The 26,420-nt window shown below is 60.7% G+C and carries 19 protein-coding genes, 1 tRNA gene and 1 pseudogene; 11 read left to right on the top strand and 10 right to left on the bottom strand.

Features of this window, described 5'->3' with window-relative positions:
* Window positions 1-94 precede the first annotated feature (94 nt).
* Complete coding sequence (locus WD767_04535; protein MEX2615342.1) at window positions 95-1,276, bottom strand: hypothetical protein; 1,182 nt, start codon at window positions 1,274-1,276, stop codon at window positions 95-97.
* Window positions 1,277-1,523: 247 nt separating this feature from the next.
* Here WD767_04535 and WD767_04530 point away from each other — a divergent pair.
* The 6 genes and pseudogenes from WD767_04530 to WD767_04505 all read left to right on the top strand — a co-directional run bounded on the left by WD767_04530 (window position 1,524) and on the right by WD767_04505 (window position 5,902).
* Window positions 1,524-1,600, top strand: a tRNA-Arg gene (locus WD767_04530).
* 163 nt (window positions 1,601-1,763) lie between these two features.
* A pseudogene (locus tag WD767_04525) lies at window positions 1,764-1,973 on the top strand (hydrogenase expression protein HypE).
* A gap of 11 nt (window positions 1,974-1,984) precedes the next feature.
* On the top strand, window positions 1,985-2,401 hold the full coding sequence (locus WD767_04520) for a hydrogenase (protein MEX2615341.1): 417 nt from the start codon (window positions 1,985-1,987) through the stop codon (window positions 2,399-2,401).
* 8 nt (window positions 2,402-2,409) lie between these two features.
* Entirely contained in the window at window positions 2,410-3,297 is an 888-nt protein-coding gene (locus tag WD767_04515) for a DMT family transporter (GenBank protein ID MEX2615340.1), read from the top strand.
* A gap of 257 nt (window positions 3,298-3,554) precedes the next feature.
* Window positions 3,555-4,595, top strand: coding sequence for a hypothetical protein (locus WD767_04510; protein MEX2615339.1), 1,041 nt, complete (start codon window positions 3,555-3,557; stop codon window positions 4,593-4,595).
* 158 nt (window positions 4,596-4,753) lie between these two features.
* Window positions 4,754-5,902 carry a hypothetical protein gene (locus WD767_04505; GenBank protein MEX2615338.1) on the top strand — a complete coding sequence of 383 codons (1,149 nt, stop codon included), beginning with the start codon at window positions 4,754-4,756 and terminating at the stop codon, window positions 5,900-5,902.
* 134 nt (window positions 5,903-6,036) lie between these two features.
* Here WD767_04505 and WD767_04500 read toward each other — a convergent pair whose 3' ends face one another.
* The 3 genes from WD767_04500 to WD767_04490 all read right to left on the bottom strand — a co-directional run bounded on the left by WD767_04500 (window position 6,037) and on the right by WD767_04490 (window position 10,689).
* Entirely contained in the window at window positions 6,037-6,942 is a 906-nt protein-coding gene (locus WD767_04500) for a PEP-CTERM sorting domain-containing protein (protein MEX2615337.1), read from the bottom strand.
* A gap of 309 nt (window positions 6,943-7,251) precedes the next feature.
* A complete protein-coding gene (gene prsT / locus WD767_04495) occupies window positions 7,252-10,119 on the bottom strand; it encodes an XrtA/PEP-CTERM system TPR-repeat protein PrsT (GenBank protein MEX2615336.1) in 2,868 nt (955 codons plus the stop codon).
* A gap of 195 nt (window positions 10,120-10,314) precedes the next feature.
* Window positions 10,315-10,689 carry a cyclophilin-like fold protein gene (locus tag WD767_04490; GenBank protein ID MEX2615335.1) on the bottom strand — a complete coding sequence of 125 codons (375 nt, stop codon included), beginning with the start codon at window positions 10,687-10,689 and terminating at the stop codon, window positions 10,315-10,317.
* A 137-nt stretch (window positions 10,690-10,826) separates the two neighbouring features.
* On the opposite strand from WD767_04490, the gene WD767_04485 reads away from it, so the two are divergent.
* Window positions 10,827-11,288 (top strand): MmcB family DNA repair protein, encoded by a 462-nt coding sequence (locus WD767_04485; GenBank protein ID MEX2615334.1) that lies wholly within the window; start codon window positions 10,827-10,829, stop codon window positions 11,286-11,288.
* 9 nt (window positions 11,289-11,297) lie between these two features.
* Here WD767_04485 and rfaE1 read toward each other — a convergent pair whose 3' ends face one another.
* The 3 genes from rfaE1 to WD767_04470 form a co-directional block, all read right to left on the bottom strand.
* The gene (gene rfaE1, locus WD767_04480) at window positions 11,298-12,758 is read right to left on the bottom strand and encodes a D-glycero-beta-D-manno-heptose-7-phosphate kinase (protein MEX2615333.1); all 1,461 of its coding nucleotides are present in this window, start codon (window positions 12,756-12,758) and stop codon (window positions 11,298-11,300) included.
* An 83-nt stretch (window positions 12,759-12,841) separates the two neighbouring features.
* Complete coding sequence (locus WD767_04475) at window positions 12,842-13,588, bottom strand: metallophosphoesterase family protein (GenBank protein ID MEX2615332.1); 747 nt, start codon at window positions 13,586-13,588, stop codon at window positions 12,842-12,844.
* Between the two features lie 13 nt (window positions 13,589-13,601).
* Window positions 13,602-15,707, bottom strand: coding sequence for an HD domain-containing phosphohydrolase (locus WD767_04470; protein ID MEX2615331.1), 2,106 nt, complete (start codon window positions 15,705-15,707; stop codon window positions 13,602-13,604).
* Between the two features lie 127 nt (window positions 15,708-15,834).
* Between WD767_04470 and WD767_04465 the strand changes: the two genes are divergently transcribed.
* The gene (locus WD767_04465; protein ID MEX2615330.1) at window positions 15,835-16,518 is read left to right on the top strand and encodes a transglutaminase-like cysteine peptidase; all 684 of its coding nucleotides are present in this window, start codon (window positions 15,835-15,837) and stop codon (window positions 16,516-16,518) included.
* Window positions 16,519-16,577: 59 nt separating this feature from the next.
* Here the strand turns inward: WD767_04465 and WD767_04460 are convergent, their stop codons facing one another.
* On the bottom strand, window positions 16,578-18,236 hold the full coding sequence (locus tag WD767_04460) for a POTRA domain-containing protein (protein MEX2615329.1): 1,659 nt from the start codon (window positions 18,234-18,236) through the stop codon (window positions 16,578-16,580).
* 374 nt (window positions 18,237-18,610) lie between these two features.
* Here WD767_04460 and WD767_04455 point away from each other — a divergent pair, with 374 nt between their 5' ends.
* The 3 genes from WD767_04455 to WD767_04445 all read left to right on the top strand — a co-directional run bounded on the left by WD767_04455 (window position 18,611) and on the right by WD767_04445 (window position 24,475).
* The gene (locus WD767_04455; GenBank protein MEX2615328.1) at window positions 18,611-20,041 is read left to right on the top strand and encodes a FecR family protein; all 1,431 of its coding nucleotides are present in this window, start codon (window positions 18,611-18,613) and stop codon (window positions 20,039-20,041) included.
* A gap of 123 nt (window positions 20,042-20,164) precedes the next feature.
* Window positions 20,165-23,002 (top strand): EAL domain-containing protein, encoded by a 2,838-nt coding sequence (locus WD767_04450; protein ID MEX2615327.1) that lies wholly within the window; start codon window positions 20,165-20,167, stop codon window positions 23,000-23,002.
* 183 nt (window positions 23,003-23,185) lie between these two features.
* Window positions 23,186-24,475 (top strand): hypothetical protein, encoded by a 1,290-nt coding sequence (locus WD767_04445; protein ID MEX2615326.1) that lies wholly within the window; start codon window positions 23,186-23,188, stop codon window positions 24,473-24,475.
* Window positions 24,476-24,533: 58 nt separating this feature from the next.
* Here WD767_04445 and WD767_04440 read toward each other — a convergent pair whose 3' ends face one another.
* Window positions 24,534-25,073, bottom strand: coding sequence for an ActR/PrrA/RegA family redox response regulator transcription factor (locus WD767_04440; protein ID MEX2615325.1), 540 nt, complete (start codon window positions 25,071-25,073; stop codon window positions 24,534-24,536).
* 18 nt (window positions 25,074-25,091) lie between these two features.
* Window positions 25,092-26,417, bottom strand: coding sequence for an ActS/PrrB/RegB family redox-sensitive histidine kinase (locus WD767_04435; protein MEX2615324.1), 1,326 nt, complete (start codon window positions 26,415-26,417; stop codon window positions 25,092-25,094).
* Window positions 26,418-26,420 lie beyond the last annotated feature (3 nt).

The raw sequence follows: 26,420 nt of genomic DNA, 5'->3' as shown, positions 1-26,420 counted from the left end.
GCTTCAGTACGGGCACGGTGCGACGCACCGGCCTTGCGCCAGCATACATTTAATTCGGGCGATCAGGCGACGAATTCCTGCGGCAAACCGGCAATCAGCGTACGAAAATCTGAACCTCGTTCGCTTCGACATCGGGACTTGTCGTCGCCGACAGCTTCACGCGGTTCCCCGGCAGCCCCATATCCGCCAGTGTCCGCAGCACGGCTTCCGCATTGCGCTTGGTCTGCGTGCTGTTCAGCGCCGTCTGCGCCGCGCTGCCCCGTTTCGGCGTCACGGCAACCAGATCGAAGGACGCATCGGGTTTACGTTCCAGCGCCCGGCTGATCGCATTGTACAGCGCCTGCTGGTAAGGAATATCAGGCCGGTCGAAACGAATGACGACCAGCGGGCGCTCGCCCACGGCCGGGCCGGACGCCTGCGCGGCGGCGCTGGCCAGGTTCTGGCTTTGCGCAAAGGCGCGATTGACCAGGCTGGTGCCGTACAGTTCGCCATTCTTCACCGCCAGCGACATGGTCGTGATATTGCGGCGTTCATTGGCGACATAGGTCGTCTGGCGCGAGATATCCTCGCTCAATTCGTTCAGCAGCCGGTCGATCAGCACGACGGTGCCGTTGACTTCGTCCTCGAGAATCCGCAGTTGCCGGTGATCTTCGTCAACGGCGCCGCTCAGCGTGAAGGTGGCGCGCACGCTGTCGAGCAGCCATGCGGCGAGGCCCGCTTCGCCGGCCGCATCATTGGACAGCTTGTCCATATGGCCCAGACTCTCCGCGATATGCTCAAGCTGCTGCTGCGCATCGTTCCACTGCTTCACCATGACCGGATTGCCCGGCGTGGTGCCGATCTGCAGTCTGGCGTTCATATCCGCCACGATGGCATGATAGCGCTGCGACGCGGCCACGTTTTCATTGGTGATCTGCAGCATCCGGGAATTAAGGCCGGCCACCGAATCCTGCAGCTTGATCAGGTCGTTGCGCATCTGTTCGACCTTGCGGCCGACAAAAGTACCCGTCGGCGTACCGGCCACGGGGGCGGCAATCGTCCGTTCCACGGGCGCCTGGCTTGTCTGGACGGGCGCGGCGTAAACGGATGGCTGCGGCTCGGGAATATCGAGTCGCTGCGACGCAGGCGCGGTTGTGGATACGGTCGAAGCGGCCGGCGGCGGCGCGCCCGCGGGATCCGACCCGGACAGGGTCGGCCACAATGCTTCATCGGCCCCGCTGCACCCTGCAAGCAGGAATGCCGCCAGAAGACCTACGGTATAGCCCCGAAATTCCATTATAATACTTAGCCCCGGGATTACTGAAGTTTTATTGTTAACAGCAATAGACTGCTTTTTCATTAACATAAACTGTCAATAAACGCAGATTTTATTATCAGACTCTGCGGATACTAATGGAGGGTCGATCTGGGGACAAGCCGCTTTTCGGCACCGGAAAATGAGACCTCAGTCAACATAGGGCCTTGCGAAGCGGTGCCCTATTGAGTAGGTTCCGCGCCGTTGCGCCCGCGAGGCGCAGCCATTCGCGCCCGTAGCTCAATTGGATAGAGCGTCTGACTACGGATCAGGAGGTTGGGGATTCGAATTCTCCCGGGCGCGCCACTTCCTTTTATATCGTACCGTCGGCCGGACCGGTTCCCGGCGCGGATATCCACGTCCGGCGGACATGCTTCGCGCCGCTGCGGCAGATACGCGCCATTTCCTTCGCGCCTGCCTTTGTTCGTATGTGAACATCACGCCAAAGGTTGAGTCGACCGGCGGCGGCGAGGGGCTGGCGATTGTCGAAGCCTTCCGGGGCGATGTTCTGGTATGATTGCGGCTGTGTGAGGACGGCGTGGTCGACCGATGCCATCTGCGCGATGCCTCATGGTTCCAGTGGCCGTTGCTCGAAGCCGTGGTCGAAGGCAACATCGTCGCCGATTTTCCGTTATGTAACACGTCCTTCAACTGTTCCTGTTCCGGACATGATTTGTGAGTTTTCGGCCCATGCGTAGGCACCTGCTGGAAAGCCCGTTCCGGTCGCCGCTGACCGAGGCGGCCCCGCCGCCGGGACAGGAGGCGCCTGTCGAACGCGCCGAATCGGTTGGCCGTGCCGGGCAGCGGCGCCTGTCGATCCGAGAAATCGATGCAGGGTCCTGCAATGGCTGCGAACTGGAAATACATGCATTGAACAATGCGTTCCACGATATCGAGCGATTCGGGATCCGGTTTGTCGCCTCGCCGTCGCCGAAATGGGTCGTGCCATGCGGCGATTGCGCCCGCGATGGCGGCTGCTTCGCCGGCAGCCGGGCAGTTGTCGGCGTGGCCCGCAATGTCATTCCAGTGAACCTGCATGTCCCCGGGTGCCCGCCATCGCCGGGTCGGCTTCCGGAAAGCCTGCTTGCACTGCTGGCTTCGGCATAAGGCGCATCATGGCCATTCCCCTTAGCGCCATAATTGCCGCGGTTTTCCTGCAGACCCTCTGGGGCGCCAACACGGTGGCGATCAAATTGGGGCTTGAGGCCTTTCCGCCGCTGTGGAGTGCGTTCTTTCGGTTCCTGATCGGCGCCGGGTGCATCCTGATTTATGCGCAGTGCCGCGGTATCCGGCTGCGCCCGGAATCCGGGGAGTGGTTAGGCATTCTGGCGGGCGCCGCGTTGTTCATCATCCAGATTGCCGCGATGAATTTCGGCATTTCGATGACCACGGGGATGAGCGCTTCGGTCCTGTTGTCGACCTTCCCCCTTTTTGCCGCGGTGACATCGCATTTCGTCATTGCCAATGACCGGCTCACCGTGGCGAAGACGGCGGGCCTGTGTATCGCTTTTTTCGGAGTCGCCATCGTACTGACCGACGGCCGAATGCCGGATGTGGCCAGCCTGGGTTGGGGAAACCTGATCACGCTGCTGGCCGCCGCGCTGCTCGGATCGCGCCAGGTATTCAACGCGACACTGGTGCGGCGGATCGACCCGTTCCGGGTCATCTATTGGCAGATGGTCCTGTCGCTGCCGGTGTTCGCCGGGTCCGGCGCCCTGCTGGAGACCATTGCCTGGGAAAACGCAGGCTGGGTGCCCCTTGCCGGACTGGCATACCAGGGAGTCGTGATCGCCGGATTCGGTTTCATGATCGTCGCCTATTTTCTGAAACTGTACAGCCCCAGCGTCATGTTGAGTTTTGGTTTCATCAGCCCCGTTTCGGGCGTCGCCCTCAGTGCGGTTCTTCTGTCGGAGTCCTTTACCTGGCCATTGGGGGCCGGCATGGTAGCGGTTGCCGCGGGGCTGATTATTATTACGCGTAGCGACCGGAACGGGGCAACCTGACAGAAGCGCGGCGCCGGCATGATTTTGATCAGCCCAAGAATATAAGGCATGTGATACTACTTAAGATTTTCAATATTTCGGCGTATGAAAGCTAGTATTACTTGTTCAGCATTTGACCAGCTTCGATACTGCAGTAATTTTATTTAACTGATTGAAGTTTCTCGCCCGGACGTTTTCGAAGATTTAACGAAATTTGGGTACATCAGGCATATTACGATGCCTATACGGCCACGGAATCGCGAAAGAATGCGGATAATATGACATCTGTAATACCAGGTGACCGGGATCTGAACTCGGAGATAGATTCTCTCCATATCCTGCCAATGCATTTCCTGCCCCTGAAAACCCCGGGGCTGCGACACGCGCGGATGATCAAGAATGCGCGCGGCGACAGCATGGTTGAACTGTTTCACGACAGCGATACAGGCAGCGGGCAGGTCGATCCGTCCCGCCTTGCCCGCATGTTTGACTGGCCCGTCGGCGAAAAGCATCCGGACGGTGTGCTGATTGCGAAGTTGAGCCTGATGCAGAGTTTCGATGTCTACACTCTGCGGATGCAGTTGCGCGGTTTAGGCATCGAGGTCGAGAATATTGACGATCTGCGCCTGTCGGACAGGCGGCGTCAGGAACTTGACCGATATATGAGGGTCTTTACCCGCCCGCTGATGGACCTGATTTATTCACAGGATGAACAGATCGGGCTGGCGAGCATCAGCGACCTGATCGCAAGCTTCAACAGGGGCGACAACAGGACGGCGCGCGAGAACCTCAATCGTCTGGCAGGGAGGCTTAAAATCATTCTGGCCAAGCTGCCGGCGTTTCTCACGGATTACGGGGACGTGTTCCTGTCGCTGGCATATTTCAAGGATCAGTTTGACCGGCTTGTGCCGCGTCTCGACGCTCTGTTGAGGCGAATAGAAGAACTGAAACGGGACGAGATATGCCGTAGCGACCGGCACCTGAAGGATATGCTGACGAATGTCAGTTTGGACCTGAACGAAATCATGGCGCATATCGCCGGGCGCATACAATCCTTCGACAAGCATACGGAATCAATGTGGCAGAACCTGAGTGAGGAGACGTTTCGCAAGGTCAAGATCATGATAGAAAGCAATCATGGCACGATCGGCGGCATGTTGTGCGGCCTGTATGTCAAGATTCAGGGATATGAGGAGAAGTTCGGGGAGTCGGAAACGTCGAATCAGGTTTTGGTGGATTATATTACGGCCTATATCAAGCCGGGGATCGATCGGATCAAGAGTATCGAACGGTCCGCCCGTCTTGCGGAGCATCGCTAAAGCAGATTCACGCCCTGTTATTGTATCGTCAGTTTTGCCATGGTGGGGTGCAGCTTGGAGTTCTAAGGAAGCCGGAATTTAAGTTTTCTGTACTGACGTTTTTTTGCTGCTATATTAGGTTGAGGTTTCTCAGCACCGGTATCCTTCACCCGGCAATTATGAACCGCTCGCAACTACGAAACATAATCGACTCGGGCCGGGCAATCGCACTGGACTGCTATTCCATCGGCAAGGAAATTCCGGCCGGCGATGCGGTCGGCAAACTGTTTGAAACGGATATCCTGAACAAATCCGTCCTGTTGAAGCAGTTCGAGAAATCGCTGCCAACAGCGCGGCAGCCGATGATTATCAATACGCTGGTCTATTTCCCCTATGATTACGACAATATCTATGAGGGCGGTGAGTCGCTCAATTTCAGCGACAGCGGCTTTTACACTGCACTGGCGTTCAAGATCAGCCAGGGTAATGCAAGCAAGGAAGTGCTCGACCGGATCGGCGCCGACCTGAGAATATTGAAATTATTCGATTCGATGCACAGCCTGGATCCGTTCATGCTGCGCAGCAAGGCGGAACAGATGGGGCTGGAGGAGACAATTCACAGCGCCTATTTCGCAATTTCAAAGGCGGAATGGGACAAGATCCGCCTGCCGATACGGGAAAAGATTTCCAGGCTGGTCACCAAGGCTTTGTCGTCCCTGGCGGGTGGTGCCGATGTTCCGGCCCGCGAGCAGTATGTCGAACGCTTCCTGATGAAGATCTGGCAGGCGAAGGATGTCGACGGAATCGAACCTTTCATCAAGGCAATGCAGATCGCGCCCGAGAAGGCGCCGGAAGTGTTTTTTGCCTGGAAGGCGGTCTGTTATTATCAGGTGCGGTTCCATGAGGTTCAGGAAAAACTGAAAACCCTATTCAAATGGGCGGGGCACAACCAGCTTTGTTTTCCGGTGGACCATATCAGCCTTTCAAAGGAAGAACTTGCGCAAATTCGGGCAAAGCGGGAAATTCTGCGACAGAAAATGCGGGAAGGCTATGTAGCCGCGCATCAGGTTCTGGGCGAATATGAGCGCAGCTACAATCTGTTCGTCGATGAGGACAAGCCGCAGAAGTTCATCTCGTTTCTGGAAAGCTCGGAGAATTCCTATCTGAGCCTCGCGGCGCATGTTTCCGTGGCGACGCATAGCGTCAATCTCTGGAAATGGTATGTGGAGCAATATGGCGCGGAATTACGCCATGCACAGTTCCGGGAACTGTTTGACGGGCTGACGTCCTTCTACAGCGTCGACAGGAAATCCATGGAAACGGTGTAGCCGGATCTCCCGCGGGCCATGGCGCCCGATATGTGCCGCCGCCGCTTGTACCAAAAAAGCCCGCATCACGAAGATGCGGGCTTAATTTTGGGAAACGTTACGGTACTGCGGTCGTCAGACCGCCTGACCCTGTATCAGGCGGCCAGCCTGCGGCGCCGGCGTACCAGCGCCAGGCCGGCAATCCCCACACCGAAGAGCGCCATCGCGCCCGGTTCGGGAACGCCGCTGCCCGGCGGGTCGTCCGTCGCGCCGGCGATATTGTCGATCGCGCAGGAACCGGCGCATTTGACCATCATCGAAATGATGTTCTCGCCAAGATTTCCGAAGTCCAGGAACGCCACGGTGGAATCGCCAATCTTCGGAATGTCGAGCGAGGCCCAGTCATTGGTGGTGTCGTCCAGGAACCAGACCTTGCCCATATAATCGTTGCTGCTGGTCTCTTCCTCGATATCGAAGATATTCATTCCGACGAGATCGACCGCTTCCGTAAAGTCGAATTTCAAAACGCCGCCTTTTTCCTCATCGTCCGCGTCGGTCCCCGAGGAATAGCCACAGACGCCGCCAGTGTTGGAACTATAGTAAGTTTTAGAACCGCAATCACCGTCTTCCTGAATAATCAGGATGTTCCGGTAACCCGTTGTCGCAAGCGCCGAGCCGCCGATTCCGGTACCGGAAGTCTTGAAGCCGTTCCGTCCGTTATAGGATTCCTCAAGATCCGGATCCTCACCTATGGAAGCGGAAGAACTATCGTAACCGACGGCAAAAGTCGCCTTGCTGCCATACCAGTAATTGGAAGTCCTGCCCGCACTGATCCGGACACCCAGGCCATCCGCCGCTCCCTGAATACCGTCGAGATAGCGCTGAAAGGTGTTATTGCCTGAATCATTAAGGGCGCCCTTGTCACCGAAAATCGCGTCGCCCGCCAACGTGTTCCCGTCGCTGTCCTGATCAAAATCGATAACCCAATTCGCCGCCGAAACCGGCGCCGCCATGCCCACAATGGCAAGGGCGGTAAGTCCCCTCAAAATAATCTTCTTCATCGTCGCATCCAATCCCGTAACGCCCCTTAATCCAACATCTTTCCCAAAACCACCTTGCCACCTCATATATCAAGCAAGCTTTATGCCATATCCTGACATGGCTGTCTTTTCAATGTCTTACTGGATTTTTCCAGAACATCAGGGGTGATTCTGTAAAGTTTTTCGACACTTTTATCAGAGTCGCACCCAATTTATACAATTTTTACTCTTGTATTTCAATGGCTTAATTTGAAATTCACGCTTCGCTAACGATGTAAAGAATTCCGTCACGTGCGGTCCGGGGATTGGAATTCGATTCGCATTTGCAGTTCATCCGCCTATCTGTTCGAGGAGGCGTTTGGCCTCAGCCTCGAGGTCGCCAAGCTCGTTCATTTTCAGGATATCGTTCAGATGGCTGCGCGCCTCGTCATTTCGGCCCAGCTGGCTAAGCGCCACGGCCAGATGATAGCGGATGCTAGGCCGGCGGGACGCCCGTGAATAGGCGGCGCGCAGCAGTTCCAGGCCCTTTGCCGCCTCCCCTTGCCGCACATGGATCCAGCCGAGCGTATCCAGCGTTTCCGGCTGCCGCGGCGCCAGATTGTAGGCCGCTTCCGCGAGAGCCAGCGCCCGCTTGTCGCCGGCTTCAAGGTAAATTTCCGCGAGGTTATTCAAAACCATGGGATCGTTCGGCTCTTCCCGATTCAATTCCTCGTACAGCGCCCGCGCCGCCGGGATATTCTTCGCGCTCAGATAACCCGCCGCCAGCGCGGCACGCGCCGGATAGTCTTTCGGGTTTTTGGCCACCCAGGCTTCCAGCGGCGCCAGCGTCGGCGCCTCGATTCCCGATTTCCGCCGCGCCAGATACTGCCGGATCAGCAGGTCGCCGGAAACCTGAATCGCCAGTGCATCGCGATAGGCCAGGGCCGCATCGCCATAGCGCTGCTGACGGACATGGACATCGCCGCGCAGCTTGTCGCCTAGCGGGTTGTCCGGAAACCGGCTCGTCAGCAGTGCCGCACGCGCCAGGGCGTCGTCAAACCGCTTGAGGCGGGATTCGACGCTGACGATCGCCTCCAGGGCGCCCAGATGATCGCCGTTCGTGACAAGCGCCCGGTTCAGGGTCTCATAGGCACCCGTCAGGTCGCCCGCGGCAACCTGATAGCGGGCCGCCTTCAGCAGACCGTCGGCATCGTCGCGGATCAGGCTCGCCATGCGGCGATAGGCGACAGCCGCATCTTCGGACTTTCCGAACGCGGACTCGGCCAGGCCCAGCTGCTCCATGACATCGGGATTTTCCGGAAACCTGTCCCGGAGCTTGCGGGCGTTGCGCAGCGCCGCATCGCCGTCCCCGGACCGGCCGAGCATCTGGATCAGTTCGATCTGGACGGCCAGGTTATCGGGTTCCTGTTCCCGCGCCTTGGACAGCAGGGAAACCGCTTCGCGCAGGTTGCCTTCGCCGGTCGCGAGCGCCGCCAGTTCGGTCAGGGGCTGCACGCCGGCGCCGGGCATTTTCATCATGGATTCCAGCCGCGCCTTCGCGGCGGCCTTGTCGCCTTCCCGAAGGTCGATCTGTACCAGGTTACGATGCGCCGCGAGATATTCCGGATTGAGCGCTACCGCGCGCAGCAGATTTTCCCGTGCTTCCGCATCCTCGCCCTTGGCGTATAACGCGGTGCCGATGAAATTATACAGGACCGGGTTCGTCGCATGATGTTCGACCAGTTGCCGTGAAACCTGGATGACGCCATCGAAATCGCGATCGCGCATCCTGATCATGGCCAGCATCACGCCGGGACGCAGCGCTGCGGGATCCTTGGCTATCGCCGCTTCCAGTCCGGCGACGGCCTCGTCCCGGTTACCGCTCTGCAACTGGCTGCCGGCAAGCATCATCTGCAGCGTCGTTTCCTCCGGCTGCAATGCCGCGGCGGATTTGAGCGTGATATTCGCGTCTTCGTAGCGGCCGTGCTGCAGATAGGCCAATCCCAGCTGCCGCATGATTCCGACGTCGTCCGGCGCCAGCTTCGCGGCCATTTCGAGCTGCGCTATCGCTTCCAGCACCTTGCCCTGGCGCAGCAGCAGTTCACCCAGGATTTTCCGGGCGCCGGGGTGATACCGGTCGCGGCCGACATACTCGCGGCTGTAATTAAACGCATCATTGTAATTCTTGAGCGCCAGATTCACCACCGCCGCAAGCAGCAGCTTGTCCGGATCGCCCAACAGGTGTTTCCGATCCAGGCCACGCAGCAGCGTATCGGTTTTATGCAATCCGTCGAGGAAACCCGCCGTATCTTTTTGCCGCAGCTTCAACAATGCCTCGAGATAGGGACCGAACGGGTTTTCAGGATCGCTCTCCTGCACCATCGCAAGATCCGCGGCGCTTTCCTCGAAACGGCCCATCTTGAGGAGAATCATCGCGCGCGACGCCCGCGCCTCGACATATTCAGGCTGTAACTCTATCGCCTTGTCATAGCTGATCAGCGCATCCGCCTCCCGGCCGATGCGCCGTTTGGCCCGGGCATCCACAGCCCAGGCAAGGAAATTCCCCGGTGCGGCGACAACCGCCCGGTTCGCCATATTCAGGGCGGCATGAACTTCTGACCGCGCCAGATACACTTCCGCGAGCCCGACCATCGGCATGCTTTCATCGGGTCGCAGCGCCGCCGCCTTCTCGAACGACTCTTCCGCCTCCTCCAGGTCCAGACGCGCGAGATAGGCCTGACCGCGGACAATGCGGAGGCCGGCCTCTACTTCCATGCTGCGCCGTTCCGGCACAAACTTTTCGATGACCTCATCATAGCGTTCCAGCAGGTATGTCGCACTGGCCAGCGGCACAATCAGCAACTCCTCGTCGCCCCCCTCCACCAGGGCCCGGCGCAGTTCCTTCTCCGCCGATACGGCATTCCCGAGCCGCAGATAGGCCTTGCCGATCAGTATGCGCGCCGCCAGGTCAGCAGGATTCTGCTGCAACACGTTTTTCAGCTGGATGATGGATCCCTCGAAATCCTCTTCATTGAAGCGGGTGAGGGCGTTTTCATACAGGTTGTTGTCGCCACCTTCGGTCGGCGCCGCACGAAGCGCGCCGGAACCGGAAAAGACGATTATCGACAGAAGCAGCGACACCGCGATCCACGCGGTGCGAACCGCGCGACGACGGCACGCCACCGGAATCAGTACCGGCCTGTATATGCTGGTCACCATGGAAACGTTTTCCCCTTCAGCCCGCCAATTTTGCCTTCCCCGTGGAAAACCGGTCCTTACGAACAGCTTCAAACCTTCTCCAATATTGTCCGGAACGCACACACTGCAAATGGCTGCGCCGATCCGCCCGCAGGGCGCCGCCGACGATCATGCCAATCCTGCCGGGCACACTGGTTAGCCATTATTAATGGTTTCTCAATCGACCACCGTCACCCAAATGGGTGATCCACCTGTCACGGACGACAAAAGACGGACGTCGTCCAGCGCGCGGCCCCAGATATTCGCCGGCGACGCAAGGCGGATTTCGCCGTCCCGGGAAATCGGCGTCGGCCCGAAGCCGATGGCGATCGAATCGCCAGCCAGCCAGAACGCCAGTTCGCCCGCCTCGACGACAGTGCGGGCATCCGGTTCCGCCGGCACGCTGACGGGAGTCGCGAAATATACCTCATCGCCCCAGATGCCAGCCGTGGATTCAAAGGGCAGGGCGGCATACAGCGCGTCCGCGGTCGGCGTATCGAAGAGTTCCGCTTCGATTTCAACGGAACCGATAACCATTTTCAACCGTCGCATGCCTTTCTACCTGCTTTTGTCTTTCCGATTGTTGCACCTGTTATTTCACTTGCCGACGGCGCCCTCAACCGGTTTTGCCCCGATTTCGACCATTGTACCTGTTTTGTTCCAAAATTCAATCTGGTATATCTATATGCATGCCGGGAAACACCGACAATTCACGCGATACCAGCATCGCCACGGAGATCGCCCGGGGTGTTGCCCGGCTGCTGCGCAATATGGACGCGGACTGCCTGTTCGAGTTCAAGCTGCGGACCCGGCGGCGCGCCGATGTAATCGGCCTGGGGCCGGACGGCGCCTTCACCATCGTGGAGATCAAGTCATCCATCGCCGATTTTCGCGCCGACGGCAAATGGCCGGACTATACCGGCTTTTGCGACCGGTTCTATTTCGCCGTGCCGCCCGAATTTCCCGTTCGGATACTGCCGGAAGGCTGCGGCGTCATGTTCGCGGACGGTTATGGCGGCGAAATCGTCCGGCCCGCGCCGGAAATGTCGATGAACCCGGCGCGCCGCCGGGCGCTGACCCTGCTGTTCGCCCGCACCGCCGCAACGCGGCTGATGCGAATGGCCGACCGGCGCATGATCGCCGGCCTTTAGGTCATGCGGTTACTTGCCGAGACGGCGCAGCGTTTCGGTGGTGCTGTGACCGTCCAGAATCTCCGCCAGGACCACCTTGCCGCCCCAGGATTCGACCTCGTCGCGGCCGACAACCGTATCGACCGTGTAATCGGCGCCCTTGACCAGAATATCCGGCCGCAGGGCGGAGATCAGGTTCAGCGGCGTGTCTTCGGCGAAGACCACGACGAGATCCACCGCGCTGAGCGACGCCAGCACCGCGGCGCGGCCCGCTTCGTTCTGCACCGGACGCGCCGGCCCCTTCAGCCGCCTGACCGATGCATCGCTGTTCAGGCCGACGATCAGCCGGTCGCATTGTGCCCGCGCCTGATTGAGCAGCGAAATATGGCCAGGATGCAGCAGATCGAAACAGCCATTCGTAAATCCGATCCGGCGGCCCTGGGCGCGCCATCCATCGGTGCGGTCGCGCGCCGAAGCCAGCGTCGCCACCTTGGCCTCGCCGGTCAGGAATTCCTCCTCGTGCAGCGCCGCGAGGATTTCGCCGGCATAGGCCGCCGCGGTACCGACCTTGCCGACCGCGACCCCGGCCGCCGTATTCGCCAGCCGCGCCGCCAGCAGCATCGGCGCCCCCAGCGCCAGGCCGGCGCCCAGCGCCGCCGCCACCGTATCGCCGGCGCCCGACACGTCGAACACCGCCCGGGCCCGGGCGGCCAGATGATCCACCCTGTCGCCCTGCACCAGCGTCATGCCCTGTTCGCTGCGTGTCGCCAGCACCGCGCGGACGCCGCAATCGGCAATGATCCGGCGGCAGGCCGCGACGATGGCATCGTCGCCGTCCACCGGCAGACCACTGGCTTCCGCCAGTTCGGCACGGTTCGGCGTCACCAGCGTCGCGCCGCGATATCGGGCATAATCCGCGCCCTTGGGATCGACGACAACCGGCTTGCCCGCGTCATTCGCGGCGGCAATCAGCGCCGCGATCAGACCCGGATCGAGAACGCCCTTGCCGTAATCCGACAGCACCAGCGCGGCGCAATCGGCCAGCGCCGCCGCCGCGCGGTCCCGCAGGGTCTTGCGCCCGGACTCGTCGATCGTCACCGGGGCTTCGTGATCGGCGCGCAGCAATTGCTGCCCGCCGGTCACAAAGCGCGTCTTGATGGTCGTCCGGCGTCCGGGGACGGCCACGAGATGCGCCTCGGCGCCGCGGGTCGCGCCCAGCAGCGTCGCCAGCGCCGCGCCGGACGCGTCATCGCCGACCGCCGCGACCAGCGCGGCCGACGCGCCGAAGGCGACGAGGTTGCGCACCACATTGCCTGCGCCGCCGATCATTTCCGCTTCGTCCTCGACCAGCAGCACCGGGATGGGCGCTTCGGGCGATACCCGTTCGACCCGACCGGTCACGAACCGGTCGAGCATCAGGTCGCCGACGCACAGCACCCGAGCGCCGTCCATCCGGCCCACCAGGGCCGCTATTTCCGAAATTTCCGTCATGCCCGCCGCCATGTCCTGCATTTCACTGTCGCGTGGCTAATCCATTCCCCGGCGCCGTGCAAGACCCGCCGCATGACTGCGGATCAGGCCTGAAGAAACGACCGCCGCGTTTCCGACAGCACCACCGCTGTCAGTTCCCTGCCATAGCCCGCGCCAGTATCGATGCCGATCCGGTTGCGCCGGTTCACCACCTGGGTCACGGGCGTATGGCCATGCACGATGACATGGCCGTGGTCGTTGTCGGAATCGGTGAATTCCTCGCGAATCCACATCAGGTCCGCCGGTCGCTGATCCGCCAGGGGCCGGCCGGGCCGCACCCCCGCATGGACGAAGGCATAATCCCCTTCGACATGCGACAGCGACAGCGTTTCCAGAAACCGCCGGTGACGGGCGGGGAAGTTCGCCGCAAACGCCTGACGGTGCGCCACGAGATCGGAGTAATCGGGCATCGCCCCCTGACAATCCACCCCGTAGCTGCGCAGCGTCGCATCGCCGCCAAAGGCGATCCAGTTCGCGCCCGATTCCAGGTCGCCGTCCAGAAACTTCAGGACAATATCTTCGTGATTGCCTTTCAGAAAGACGCTGTCGAATCCCGAAATCGGCCGATCGATCAGCCGATCTATGACGCTTGCGGAATCCGGGCCCCTGTCGAAATAATCGCCGACATACACGACAACCCGGCGGCGTTCCGGCGCCGTCGCCGCATCGTCGGCAATCAGCGATTGCAGTTCGGCCAGCCGATCCACATGGCCGTGAATATCGCCCACCGCGTAGACACGCGTATCGGCCGGCGGCCGGCTGTGAAAACCTGTCTTGAAGCGCTCGAACATGCAGGGCCAGAGACTATTGTTCCTCCGTGATCGCGGGATTGCCGAACGACGCCCATTCGGTTCGCCCGTCACGATTTTCAATATAGTGGATCAGCGCCGTCACCGCACGCCGGTCGAACGCCGCGCCCGATTCCTTTTGCAGGATCGCCATCGCACGGTCAAAATCCATGCCCTGGCGGTAGGACCGGGCGCTGACCATCGCGACAAAGGTGTTCGCCACCGCCACGATCCGCGCGGTCGGCAGGATATCCTCGCCCTTCAGGCCATCCGGCATGCCGGTGCCATCGAAATGCTCCTGCAATTGCCGGATTGTCTCGGCGACGGGTCCATCGAATTCGATATCCGCCACCAGATCGGCGCTGGCGAGGACGCTGTCGCGGACCATCCGGATTTCGGGTTCGGTCAGCGCCTCGGTCTTGGTCAGCACCGATTCCGGAACCGCGATCTTGCCGAGGTTCATCAGGTTGCCGGCGATTTCCACCACTTCGCCATCGGCGGAATCGAGATTCATTTCCCCGGCAATCGCCCGCGCCACCATGCCGACACGGACCGAGTGATTGGCCGAATAGGGGTCGCGCCGATCGACCACGCCGACCAGCGTATTGACCAGCTGGCGCATGATCCGCTCGCGTCGGGTGCGTTCGAGCACGGCCTCGGTGATATCCTGGGAGACGACCAGAACGCCCTGCCGCTCGTCCCGCGTTACAGGCATCGGAATCAGATCGGAACTGTAAACCCGCTCTTCACCGGATTCCTCTTGCATGGTGTGAATGTGGCTGGCGGGTTTCGCCGCTTCAAGACAGTCCGCGACCCAGCCCGCGATCTGCCTGCCGACGACCGGTCCCACGATGCTGCTGACATGCTTGCCGCGCAGCGACTGCCGGTCGAGTCCGCTTTGCTCCACAGCCACCCTGTTGAACCAGCGGTAATGCCCGTCCGGATCGTAGATGATGATCGAGTTCGGCTGGCTGTCGGTAACCAGATGCATGAAATCGCGCTGGTTCTGGAACTCCGCGGCCAGTTTCTCGAACCGGCGGGCCGCTTCCGTCGCGCGGCGCGAGGCGCCGTAATACCACAGCGCCGCCATGCCGATCAGGACCAGCCCGATAATCAGCAGGAAGGCAATGCCGATCTGCTGAATGCGGGATTCCGATTCGGCCAGCGCCTCGGCGACGTCCACCTTGTACATGAGGACCCATGGCACATCCGAGACGGCGCGCGACGTGACGAGAACTTCAGTATCGTCGTAGTCGCGTTTGCGTGCAAACCCGCCGGGTGATTTCAGGGCGAAACTGGCCGCGAGTTCGGGCGTATCCTCCGCCAGCCGGCGCGCCAGGGGGGCGGTGCCGTCCGCCTGCGGCGACAGGTACGCCACGGTCACGCCGTCGCGCTGGACCAGCAGCGCCTCCGCCGTGACATCGACGCTGCCGGGCTGTTTCAGGCGCGCGTAGAGTTCAGGCGATGCCGGCTTGACGCCGAGCACGCGGCCGATCGGCGCATCCGTGGCGACATCCGCCTGCACATCGAGTATCGGGGCAAGAAAGGCGATGACCGGCGCCCCTGACGGACCGGCAAAAATACTGGAGACCGCGCTTTTGCCACGGTCGGCCCCGGCGATGAACGTCGCCAGCGGCCCTTCGATCAGGGGCATCGACGGGCTGGCCACGATGGTCCGGCCCTCGCCATTCAGTAGCGCGATACCCGCCACGCCAACGGATCCCACGTTGGCGGAAACGGCGGCGGGTGCAATTCCCGGTACGAATTTTTCGCGCTGGGCCACCACTGTCAGCAGGTTGCGCAGATAGGTCGCTTCCGCCGTGTCGGCGCCGGGATCGGCTTCCGCCAGGACCGAAAGATAAAGCTGCAGCGAACCGTTTTCCGCGAGATCGCGCATTACCGCCATCTGCGATTCGATCCACGATTCAACGTCGGCGAGGCGGCTGTCGGCGACAATGCCAAGGCGCTGCTGCCAGCGCTTCAGTTCGCGCTCCCGCTCCGCATCCGTGAACTGGAACACCGCCAGCACGCCGACACCTGCGGAGAAAACAATTGCCAGGGCGGTCAGTACCATGCGCATCAGGGCCTGGCGGCCATCGGGTTCTGTTTTCGCGTCCTGCACGGCAATCCTCGCAATATCGCGGCGGCAATCGTTTTAAATGTATGGGGCACAGTTAATTAAATTCGTTAATTTATAATTAGACGTTTTCGGCCAGCCTCAAATGAGGGTCACGATTTAGGGGTCACCGTTGCGAGAAACCCGCCGGCATCTGGCCAGGACGTTTCTGGCCGGCGTATTTATCGCGCTGGCCGCGCCATTCGCGACGATGTATTCCGTGGCCAGCGAAAACCTGGAAGCCGGCGCCGCCCATCCCCTGCTGTTCGGCACGCGCGAGGTCCGTTCCGCCACGCTGACGAAGTTCAGCAAATGGACCGGCGTGATCGCCCGCTACGAGTCAGAGCTGCATGCGCGCCGCCAAAAATGCCGGGTATCGCGGGTGAACACCTGCGCCCTGGAACGCTGGGAGGGGTTCCTCGAGGACATCGCCGACCTGCCGCGCCGCGAACAGATCGAGAAAGTGAACGTTTATGTGAACGAACGTGTCTATATCGTCGATCCGGTCAATTACGGCATCAAGGATTACTGGGCGACGCCCAGGGAGTTCTTCGATCGCGACGGCGACTGCGAGGATTACGCGATATCGAAGTATATTTCGCTGCGGGCATTGGGCATGCCGGTCAGCGACATGCGGATTGTCGTGCTGAACGACCTGAACCTGAAAATCGCTCATGCCGTTCTGGTGGTTTATCTGGATGGCGAAGCGCTGATTCTCGACAACCAGATTTCGCAGGTGATCAACGCCGACCGCATCCGCCACTACAAGCCGATCTATTCGATCAACGAAAAGAACTGGTGGCTGCATCGCGGCTGATACCGCGCCGGAAGGTAGGGCCGCATCCCAGCCGCCCGCGACCGACCAGCGTATAGGCGTCAGAATATCGCCGTCACATTAAGGAACGCACGCGTCCCCGTACTGTCGCGGGTATTGACTTCCCGTGTCAGCGGCTTGGCAATTTCCAGATTGATCCGGAACTGCGGCGTAATGATGAATCTGGCGCCGCCACCGACAGAAGACACTGAATCACGAGTCGTGCCGTCGCCGGCGACGTCGTTCCAGACCGAGCCCAGATCGTAGAACGTATAGGCCTGATACGCACTGAGCCATTTCATGCCGGTATTTGCGGTGTAATGAAGTTCGAGCGAACCCGCCACGGCGCTATCGCCGGTCACTTCCGAAAAATCATAGGCACGGCCATACTGGGTGCCGCCCAGGCCCATTTCCTCACCCGCGAGCAGGGGCTGCGCAGACCACTGTCCGCCGACCTGCGCCTGGAGCCCGACATTGCCGAACAGCGCCTGCTGCCGCGTGATGTTACCGGTCAGCTTGGTGAAATCGCTCCTCCCGTCGGCCAGCGACAGGTTGCGCGATCCCTGTTCCGTCGCGTCGAGGATGTTCAGACCCTGGCTCACCTGGGCGGTCAGGTTCGTCGAGCCGCTGCCATGGGTCAGCCAGTAGTCAAAGCCGGCGCGGAACACACGCTGACGGTCGTCGCTGGTGGTGCGGTCAAATGCCGTCTGGACCGAGTCCTGATAATCGAAGGCTCCCTTCACCCACAAATTCTGCTTGCTGGCGAGGATGAGCGGATAGCGCAAGCGGAACTGGGCATGCGTCGCCGCACTTTCTACACCCAGGATGTTTTGTTCCGATCCCGGATCGACCGCGGTCTGGGACAGTTGGAGCGCGTAGCTCAGCCCGTCATCGCCCACCGCCTGGGTGAACGATCCCTCCAGATACATCAGTTCGCTTGGCTGAGTAGGCACGGTAAACATGCCGAACTGGAAGCGCTCGCGCCAGCCCAGCAACCCATTCAGCCCCACGCTTGCCCAGCCCTGGGCCCGACCGACCGCCGGCGTACCGCGATTGTCAACGAAGGCAAAGCCGTCCACGGGAGTATGGGTCGTCCGCAGCACCACAGCGTAGCGCCCGTTATCCGCGTCGATAGCGCGCAGCCGGGGCTCTACCCGCAGCCCTGCGGTATTGTTGATCAGGAGGATCGAACGCTCCAGCGCCTCCAGACGCAGCGGCCGCTCCGCTTTTATCCGGCGGGCATAGATATCGACCGCGTCCTGCGGGAAGTCCTGCCCTTCGTAAATGATTTGATCGACGTAGCCCTCTATGACCGTGATTCGCACGACGCCGGCGGCAAGATTCTGCGGCGGCGCGATCGCGCGTGAAAGGACATAGCCTTCGTCGCGGTATTTCTTGGTGATCCGCGCAAGAATGTTCTCAATATCCGCGAGCGTGATTTCCCGCGCGAGAAGGTCTTCGTAATACGGCGCAAAATCGACCGGGTCGAACACCGTGGCGCCGTCTAAAACCACGGCGGCCAGAACGAAGCGGTCGTCGGTTGGTCCCGCCGTTCGCACGGGCTGGTCGGGCAACAGGCGGATTTCCGTTTCGGCAGGTCGCAGGCTGGGCTTCGACTGCTCAATCTGGCGTTCGATCTGACCAGGCTCCGCCGATTGCTGCGCGCCAAGCGGCAGCGCTGTAAAACAGATACCTGCCAACACGGTGAAGAACAATCGCATTGTTTGCCGGGTTCCGGTCATTGCACCATCGAAACCAAAGTTTCTTCCTCTTCGCATAAGGCGCTCGTATTCAACAGGAAAACATCGATCAATGCGACTTTAAAGTGAGGATAAGGCGCCTAAACAGTTGCTTAATTTAGTTAAAATTTTAACAGTTCTTTCGTTTTATTTTCCTAAAATGATCAAACAGAAACAATGAATTATTAATCAATGATACCCCATTTGGAGGATTATTCCCTTTTGGATCCATAGTAGATGTTATTCCAATATGGATGCATGTCGCGCTTTGACCTGGGATTTAAATTATGAGACTTCTTGATCGCCGCCCCCTCTTCATCCTCCTGATAGTGATAACCGGGTTCTTTGCGAATACGGTGCTGGCGCAGAACAGCCTGCCCTGGACCGTGCAGACTGTCAGCGGCGATGCCCGCCACACGATCGGCGCCACAGAATCGCCGCTGGCAGGCGGTGACCAGGTTGGGATCGGCAGCAAAATCACAACAGCCGCGGGCGCAAGGGTTATTCTGGCCCGTGGCGCGGAACGGATGACCATGTCGCCGGGCAGCGAGATCGTCATCCCGGCAGAAACCGGCGGCATGGTGACCCGCATCCTCCAGAACCTGGGCACGCTGCTGCTGAAGGTGAACAACCGGCCGGAACAGCATTTCGAAGTTGCGACACCGTATCTCGCGGCCGTTGTCAAAGGCACGACCTTCACAGTGAGCGTCGATACGAACGGCAGCGCAGTGCACGTCATCGAAGGGCTGGTCCAGGTAGACGACGTCCGATCGGGCCAGAGCGGGCTGGTTCGCCCGGGTCAGACCGGTGTTGTGCCTTCGACGCCGGGCGGCGGGCTGGAAATATCCGGAAACAAGGCGCCGGTGCAGGAAACACAGGTCACCGCAACGGCATCCGATGATTCGGCCCCGGCATCTGACGATGCGCCCGCTTCCAAAGCCAAGCCTGAAAATGCAAAGTCAGAAAGCCAGGTCGCAGTGAGCAAGAAATCGGCCGGCAAAGGTACGCTTAAATCTGGCCTCAAAATATCCAAGGCACTCGGCGCCGCCAAGATTGATATTGCGACGCTCACAGGCGGATTCATTGTCACCGACGTCGGCACCGGCCTCAACGCCGGCAGTGAAATGGAAGAGAAAAGCGTGTCCGGTAACCCGGCAACAACCCCGGCAGCTGAATTGCCGGAAGTTGCCAACAACGATGGCGGGAACGGCAATGGCGGGAACGGCGGTGGCGGGAACGGTAGTGGCGGCGTCCCGGCAAGCGATACGGCACTCGCAACCGCAGCGGTCCCGGTCAACTCTGGTGGCAATGGAAATGCGGGCGGCAACGGTAGTGGTAATTCGGGAAACGGCGGCAGCAATTCGATTAACCCGGCAAATGCGGCGGCGGCAGCGCAAGCGCCAGTTACCGGTATCAACGGCGCTGCCGGGCAGGGCAGCAGCGGTTCGGTAGTTGCTGCGGCGGCACCCATAGGGGCGGCAGCAGCGGCGCCGGCCGTATCTGCCCCAGCCGTATCGGCGCCGGTCGTGACCGCACCGGTCGTGTCGGCGCCGGTCGTGTCCGCACCGGTCATGTCGGCGCCGGTCGTGTCCGCCCCGGCCGTATCGGCACCGGTCGTGGCCGCGCCCGTTTTCACGCCGCCGCCAGTCGTCGCTCCGGTGGTATCGGCCCCGGTCGTGACCGCGCCCGTTTTCACGCCGCCGCCAGTCGTGGCTCCCGTGGTATCGGCCCCAGTCGTAACCGCACCGGTTGTCACAACACCGGCCGTCTCAGCGAGCCTGTTCTAGAAAGGCGGACGGGCATCCGGTTAAGAAGCGTTTAACATCGAACGCGTATCATGCAGAAAGCGTGGTTATCATTGTCCCGGGGAATAACGCGCCACTTGTTGTAACCAGCACGGAATGACCGGCATGACAATTGATGCGGAAACGAACGCTGCCAGCCGCCGCAGCCTCCTGCCGCAACGGGTCATGCAATTCCTTCCGGCGGCGGCGGTCACGACATTCATTACCGCTATATATCTTCTCGGTGGATTAGTTGTTGTTGATAACAAACTATCGGATTTCAGTTTCACGCTGAATCCGCGTCCGGCATCCGGCAACCTCGTCCTTGTTGCCATTGACCCGAAAAGCATTGAAAAACTGGAAATCTGGCCCTGGCCGCGCCGCTTTCACGCCCAGGTGATAGATAACCTGCTGGCGGCCGGGGCAACGCAGATCGCTATTGATATAGATTTCAGCGCGCGATCACGGCCGGAGGAAGATCGCATCCTTCAGGATGCTGTCAGGCGCAGCGAAGGCCGGGTCACCTTGCCGGCTTTCAGCCAGTTGAGCCGTGCAGATGACGGTTCTCGAATTCTCAGTGAATCAGTGCCGCTTCCCGAGTTTCGTCAGCATGCGCGGCTCGCCTCCGTAAACGTGAGGCCGGATCCGGACGGGCTGATACGCCGGATATCAACCCGTGATGCCGACAAACCAACCCTGAGCGCAGCCCTTGCCGGCAGTAATTTCCAGAATATGGAAGAGTTTCGCATCGACTACAGCATTGTTCCATCGTCGGTACCTCGGCTCTCTTATGCCGACATCATGGAGGGGCAATTCGATCCTGCCGCAGTCTCCGGAAAAATGATGATGATTGGCAGCACTGCCGTTGAACTGGGAGACCAGCTCGCCGTCCCGGTATACCAGACAGTCCCGGGCCCGATGATCCATATCCTGGCATACGAAACCCTCGTCCAGGGCCGCGCGTTGCACTCGCTGGCGACCGGGCCCATGGTATTCTTCATCATACTGCTGACATTCGGCATGGACGCCCTGTTCAGGGCGCTGTCCTGGCGGCAAAGCGCCATCGGCGCGGGCATCGCCCTGTGCGCCGTGCTGGGCGCAGCCTATGCCGTGCAAGCGCTGGCTCCTGTGATTGTGGATACTGCGGCCATGCTCCTGGCCGTGATCCTTTCCTTCGTCGTCTCGGTCATACGGCGCAGCGACCAGCAGGCCATCCGACTGGTCTTCCAGAGCCTGGATATCCGCCGCCGGGACATCATGATGCGCCATGTCGTCGAGCACAGTTTCGATGGCATCGTCACGACCGCGCCATCCGGCATCGTCCTGTCCGTCAATCCGGCAGCGATGAAAATATTCGGTCAGGGTGAAACGAATATTGTCGGCGGCCATATTGGCAAACTGTTTCCGGAACTTGCAGGCAGCGAAACGCCTGAACAGCTGGCTCGGCAGCTGCATGTCGGCGAGGCGCCGCACGAACTGCGGGGACAACGAGGCACACAAAGTTCGTTTCCCGCCGAAGTATCCGCCAGCAGGGTCGAACAAGACGACCAGACCGTTTTCACAGCATTCGTTCGCGATATCACCGAACGCAAACAGCAGCGGCAGACACTTGAACACCAGGCCAGGCATGACGCCCTGACAGGCCTTCCCAACCGGGTCATGTTCCAGGAACGCATAAGCGAAATTATTGCGCAGGCAGCACAGTCGGAAAGCAGCTTCGCGGTCCTGCTACTGGACCTGGACCGGTTCAAGGAAGTCAACGACACGCTGGGTCATCATATGGGCGACCGCCTGCTGGAACAGATCGCGATCCGCCTCGGCACGGTCGTGTCGGAAACCGACACTATCGCTCGCTTTGGCGGCGACGAATTTGCCGTGATCCTGCCCTCCGCGCGCAATACGGCCGATGCCAGCGACACATCGCGGCGCATCCTGAGCGCCGTTACGGCGCCTTTCGAACTTGCGTCGCTTACCCTGGAGGTCGGGGGCAGCATCGGTATCGCCATGTATCCCGAACATGGCGACGAGCCCGAGAGCCTGGTCAAATGCGCCGACGTCGCCATGTACATCGCCAAGGCCGCGCAAACCGGGGTTGCCGTCTACGACGTTGAAAAAGACGTCAACAGCGTCCGCTACCTGACGTTGTCGGGAGACCTGCGCCGCGCCGTTGCGGAAGACGAACTCGTGCTGTTCTACCAGCCCAAGATCAACCTGAAGGACCAGCGTGTTGTCGCCACTGAGGCGCTGGTGCGATGGATTCATCCCGTCCACGGTTTCATCTTTCCTGACGACTTTATCGACAAGGCGGAGCAGACGGGTGTCATCCGCGAATTGACATATTGGGTCCTGGACAAGGCGCTGGAACAGTTGTCCCGATGGCATGCCAGCGGCCACACCATCGACGTCGCCGTCAACATGTCGGCCCGTTTACTGAACGACCGGCATATCGTTGAAATGGTTTCTGACGGGCTGGCAAAATGGAATACCGACCCCGCGTCGCTGATCCTGGAGGTCACGGAAAATGCGCTGATGGCCGACCCGTCAACGGCGATGGCAGTCACTACAGCCCTCTCCGAACTGGGTGTCCGGATATCCGTCGATGATTTCGGCACCGGCTATTCCTCGCTGGGTTACCTGAAGGACCTGCAGGCGGACGAACTGAAGATCGACAAGAGTTTCGTGATGGCCATCCTGGAAGATGCGGGAAATGAAACGATTGTCCGTTCAACCATCGGGCTCGCGCACGCCCTCGGTATGAAGGTCGTGGCGGAAGGGGTCGAAACAACGGAAATTTGCGACCTTCTGGAAAATCTTAACTGCGATGTCGGGCAAGGTTACCTGTTCAGCAAACCGTTAAATGTTGCCGATTTCGACGAATGGCTGACCCATTCCGAATGGGGCGTGAATTTGACGTCGCAGACCCCCGTCGGCAATCCGGCGCGAGACCCGGTGTCCGTTGCCTGATCGTTTCAGCCGGCAGACCATGATATTCAAAAGCGACTCATGGGCCCGAATTGAAACGACCTGTCCAGAAAGCTATGCTAACACCATGGTGGATCGGGCCTTACAGCGTTCCGGCGCGGGAAATGCGCTTGCGGACGTCACCGTTTCAGGATCATCGCGAGGCCGGACACCCAGGACAACGGGATGCCGACGCTGACCATGCAAAACGCCGAAAGCCCATACAGTCAGGCCTATCTCCTGCTCGACTACACCCGGCGGCTGGACCGTCACCGCGAGGGCCGGCGCGCCGTCCATATCCATCTGTCGCGGCTGAAACCCCAGAACCGGCGCGAACAGCACATCCGGGTCGCCGTCAATACCTTCGAGGAGACCGTCAGCCAGTACGACGGACAGGTATTCGTATTGCAGAGTTCGGACATGGTCTTCATCTGCAAGGACGCCAGGATCGCGGATATCGACGATGCGGTCATGCGGCTGCGTTACCTGTTCAGCGAAGATCCCCTGACGCAGGGGCCGGACGAAGAAGCCATGACCCGGTTCTGCACCTGGTACAATATCGAAACCGGCTATCATAAATTCCTCGCCACGGCCGAGCAGCTCTACGAAGAAGAGCAGGCCCGCGAAAGGCGCCTCGCCGCCGCCGCCGCCGAAGCGGGCATGCCCCAGGAAAGGGAAGATAACCGGCGGCCGCTGTCACCGGAACAGCTTGGCAGGCTGGAGGATTACCTGCAGCGCACGGATGTATCGAGCGTGCTGCGGCGGCAGCATATCTGCGTCGTCGTCGGGGAAAACCCGCCGCAATCCATCGTCAAGGAACTGTATATTTCCATCGCGGATCTGGCGGAGTCGATGCTGCCGGACGTGAACCTGGCGTCGAACCGCTGGCTGTTCCAGCACCTGACCCAGACGCTGGACATGCGGATGCTGCGGATGCTGTCCCGCGCCGACGACAGCGACCTGTTTTCCTCCTTCAGCCTCAACCTGAACATCAGCACGCTGCTGTCGCCGGAATTTATCGAGTTCGATACCTCGCTCCGCACCGGCAGCCGGGGCACCATTATCATCGAACTGCAGCCGACCGAGGTCTTCGCCGATTACAGCGCCTTCATGTTTGCGCGCGATTTCGTGCATGAAAAAGGCTACCGGCTGTGCCTGGACGGCGTGAGCATGCATTTCTTCAATATGATCGATCGCGAAAAAATGGGCGTCGACCTGATCAAGATGGTCTGGTCTCCCGACCTGATGACCGAAGGTCACCGGATACATCGCGATGAAATTACCGAACATGTAAAACAGTCGGGCAAGGCGCGAATCATCATGTCGCGCTGCGATTCACCCGCCGCTATCCGCGTCGGGCAATCGATGGGAATCACCATGTATCAGGGACGGCATATCGACCAGCTGATGCAGAAGCAGCGCAGTTACACGCCGCCGCCGAAACGACCGCCGCGCCGCCGCGCCCTGGCGCGCTGACAGCGGCGACACAACGGACCGCCGCGGCGGAACGGTACGCTGTCCGTCACCAGGAATTTCAGTTTCGCGGTGCGTGCTTGTTCAGGATACGCTGCAAGGTGCGGCGGTGCATTTTCAGGCGCCTTGCCGTTTCGGAAACATTGCGGTCGCATTGTTCGAATACCCGCAGGATATGCTCCCAGCGTACGCGGTCCGCCGACATCGGTTCCTCCGGCGGCGGCGGCAGCGGCCGGTCGGTTTCCAGCAGCGCCGCCGTGATCTGGTCCGCGTCCACGGGCTTGGCCAGGAAGTCCACCACGCCCGCCTTGATTGCCACCACCGCGGTCGCGATGTTGCCGTAGCCGGTCAGCATGACGATCCGCATATCGGCGCGGGCGCGGCGCAGGGCGGATACGACCTCAAGTCCGCTGCCGTCATCCAGCCGAAGATCGACGACCGCATAGGCCGGCGGCGCCACCGCCGACGACGCCACCCCTTCGGCGACGCTTTCCGCCACCGTCACCGCGAACCCGCGCTGTTCCATCGCGCGCGCCAGCCGGTTGCGCAGCGGCGCATCGTCATCGACGATCAGCAAGGTGCGCTCGCCTGATTCTGTCATATCGGTCTTACCCTGAACTTACCCATTGCTCCGTTCCGCGATGCTACGCCCAAACCGGTTGCGAGGCCAGCGGATGGCGACTTCGGCGCCCCGCCGATTGCGGAACCGCAAGGTCGCGCCGTCGGATTCCAGCAATGTCTGCGCTATAAAGACACCCAGCCCCATATGTCCGCCGGATTCCGCCCGGGTCGAGATATAGGGTTCGCCCAGCGAGGCCAGCACGGTCGGCGAGAAGCCGGGGCCATCGTCATGTACCGTAAGCCGAACCGTTTCGTCGTCCCAGTAGAGTTCCAGCGCGACGCGGCTCCGCGCGAACTGCGCCGCGTTATTCACCAGATTACCGACCCCATGCATGAATTCCGGCTTTTCGGGCGCTTCCGGCTCGGCGCCCTGGCTGGTCTCGTCGATAACAATATCCAGCGTAACATTTCCATTCCGGTAGATTTCGCAGACCTGCATGATCATCGCGGAAAACGTCAGTTTTTCGAGCGGCCGATGGTCCACCGCTTCAGGCCGCTGGGAAAGCTGCGCCAGAATGTCGCGGCAACGATCCGACTGGCTGATCAGCAGGGCGACATCCTCGGCCAAGGGGCTGCCGGCCGGCACGTCGCGCGACAGTTCGCGGGCAACCACGGCGATGGTCGCGAGCGGCGAGCCGAGTTCATGCGCCGCCGCCGCCGCCAGGCCGCCCAGCGCCGACAGGTTGCGCGCCCGGCTGAGCGAGGCTTCCGTCGCGGCCAGCGCCGCCGCCATGCGCCGGGCATCGTCCGCAACCGACCAGACATAGGTGGCGATGAAGGCCAGCGCGACCGACAGGGCCGTCCAGACGCCCAGCGCATAGGGAAACGGCAGAGCCAGCGCCGAACCCGTCCACGGCAATGGCGCCCGCAGGAATGACAGCCCGGCGACCAGCGCCAGCGCCAACAGGGTCAGCGCAATGGTCGGTCCCCGCGAAAGGATCGTCGCGGCAACGGTGACCGGCGCCAGGATCAGGATCGTGAAGGGGTTTTCCAGTCCGCCCGTCAGGTACAGCAGCATGCCAAGCTGCAGCATGTCGAAGCCGAGCACCAGGGTGGCGTCCCGGTCGCCCAGCCGCGCCCGGGGCGACATGCGCAGGGCGAGCAGAATGTTCGACACAGCCGTCAGTCCGACGACCAGCAGGCAGGCAAAGACCGGCAGCGTGAACTCAAAGCCGTAATGGACTACGAGAATGGTCAGCGTCTGTCCCGCGACGGCGATCCAGCGGATCAGGATCAGCGTCCGCAGGCCCAGCCGACCTTCGCGCGGCCGTGCGGCCGCCGGGCCGGGCTCCGGGTGACGCGTTTCGTTTTCCACTGCCGCCATTGG

Source organism: Alphaproteobacteria bacterium, from assembly GCA_040905865.1.
Lineage (GTDB): Bacteria > Pseudomonadota > Alphaproteobacteria > UBA8366.
Note: the sequence above shows the minus strand (reverse complement) of the source record. Positions and strands in the feature narration are given on the sequence as shown.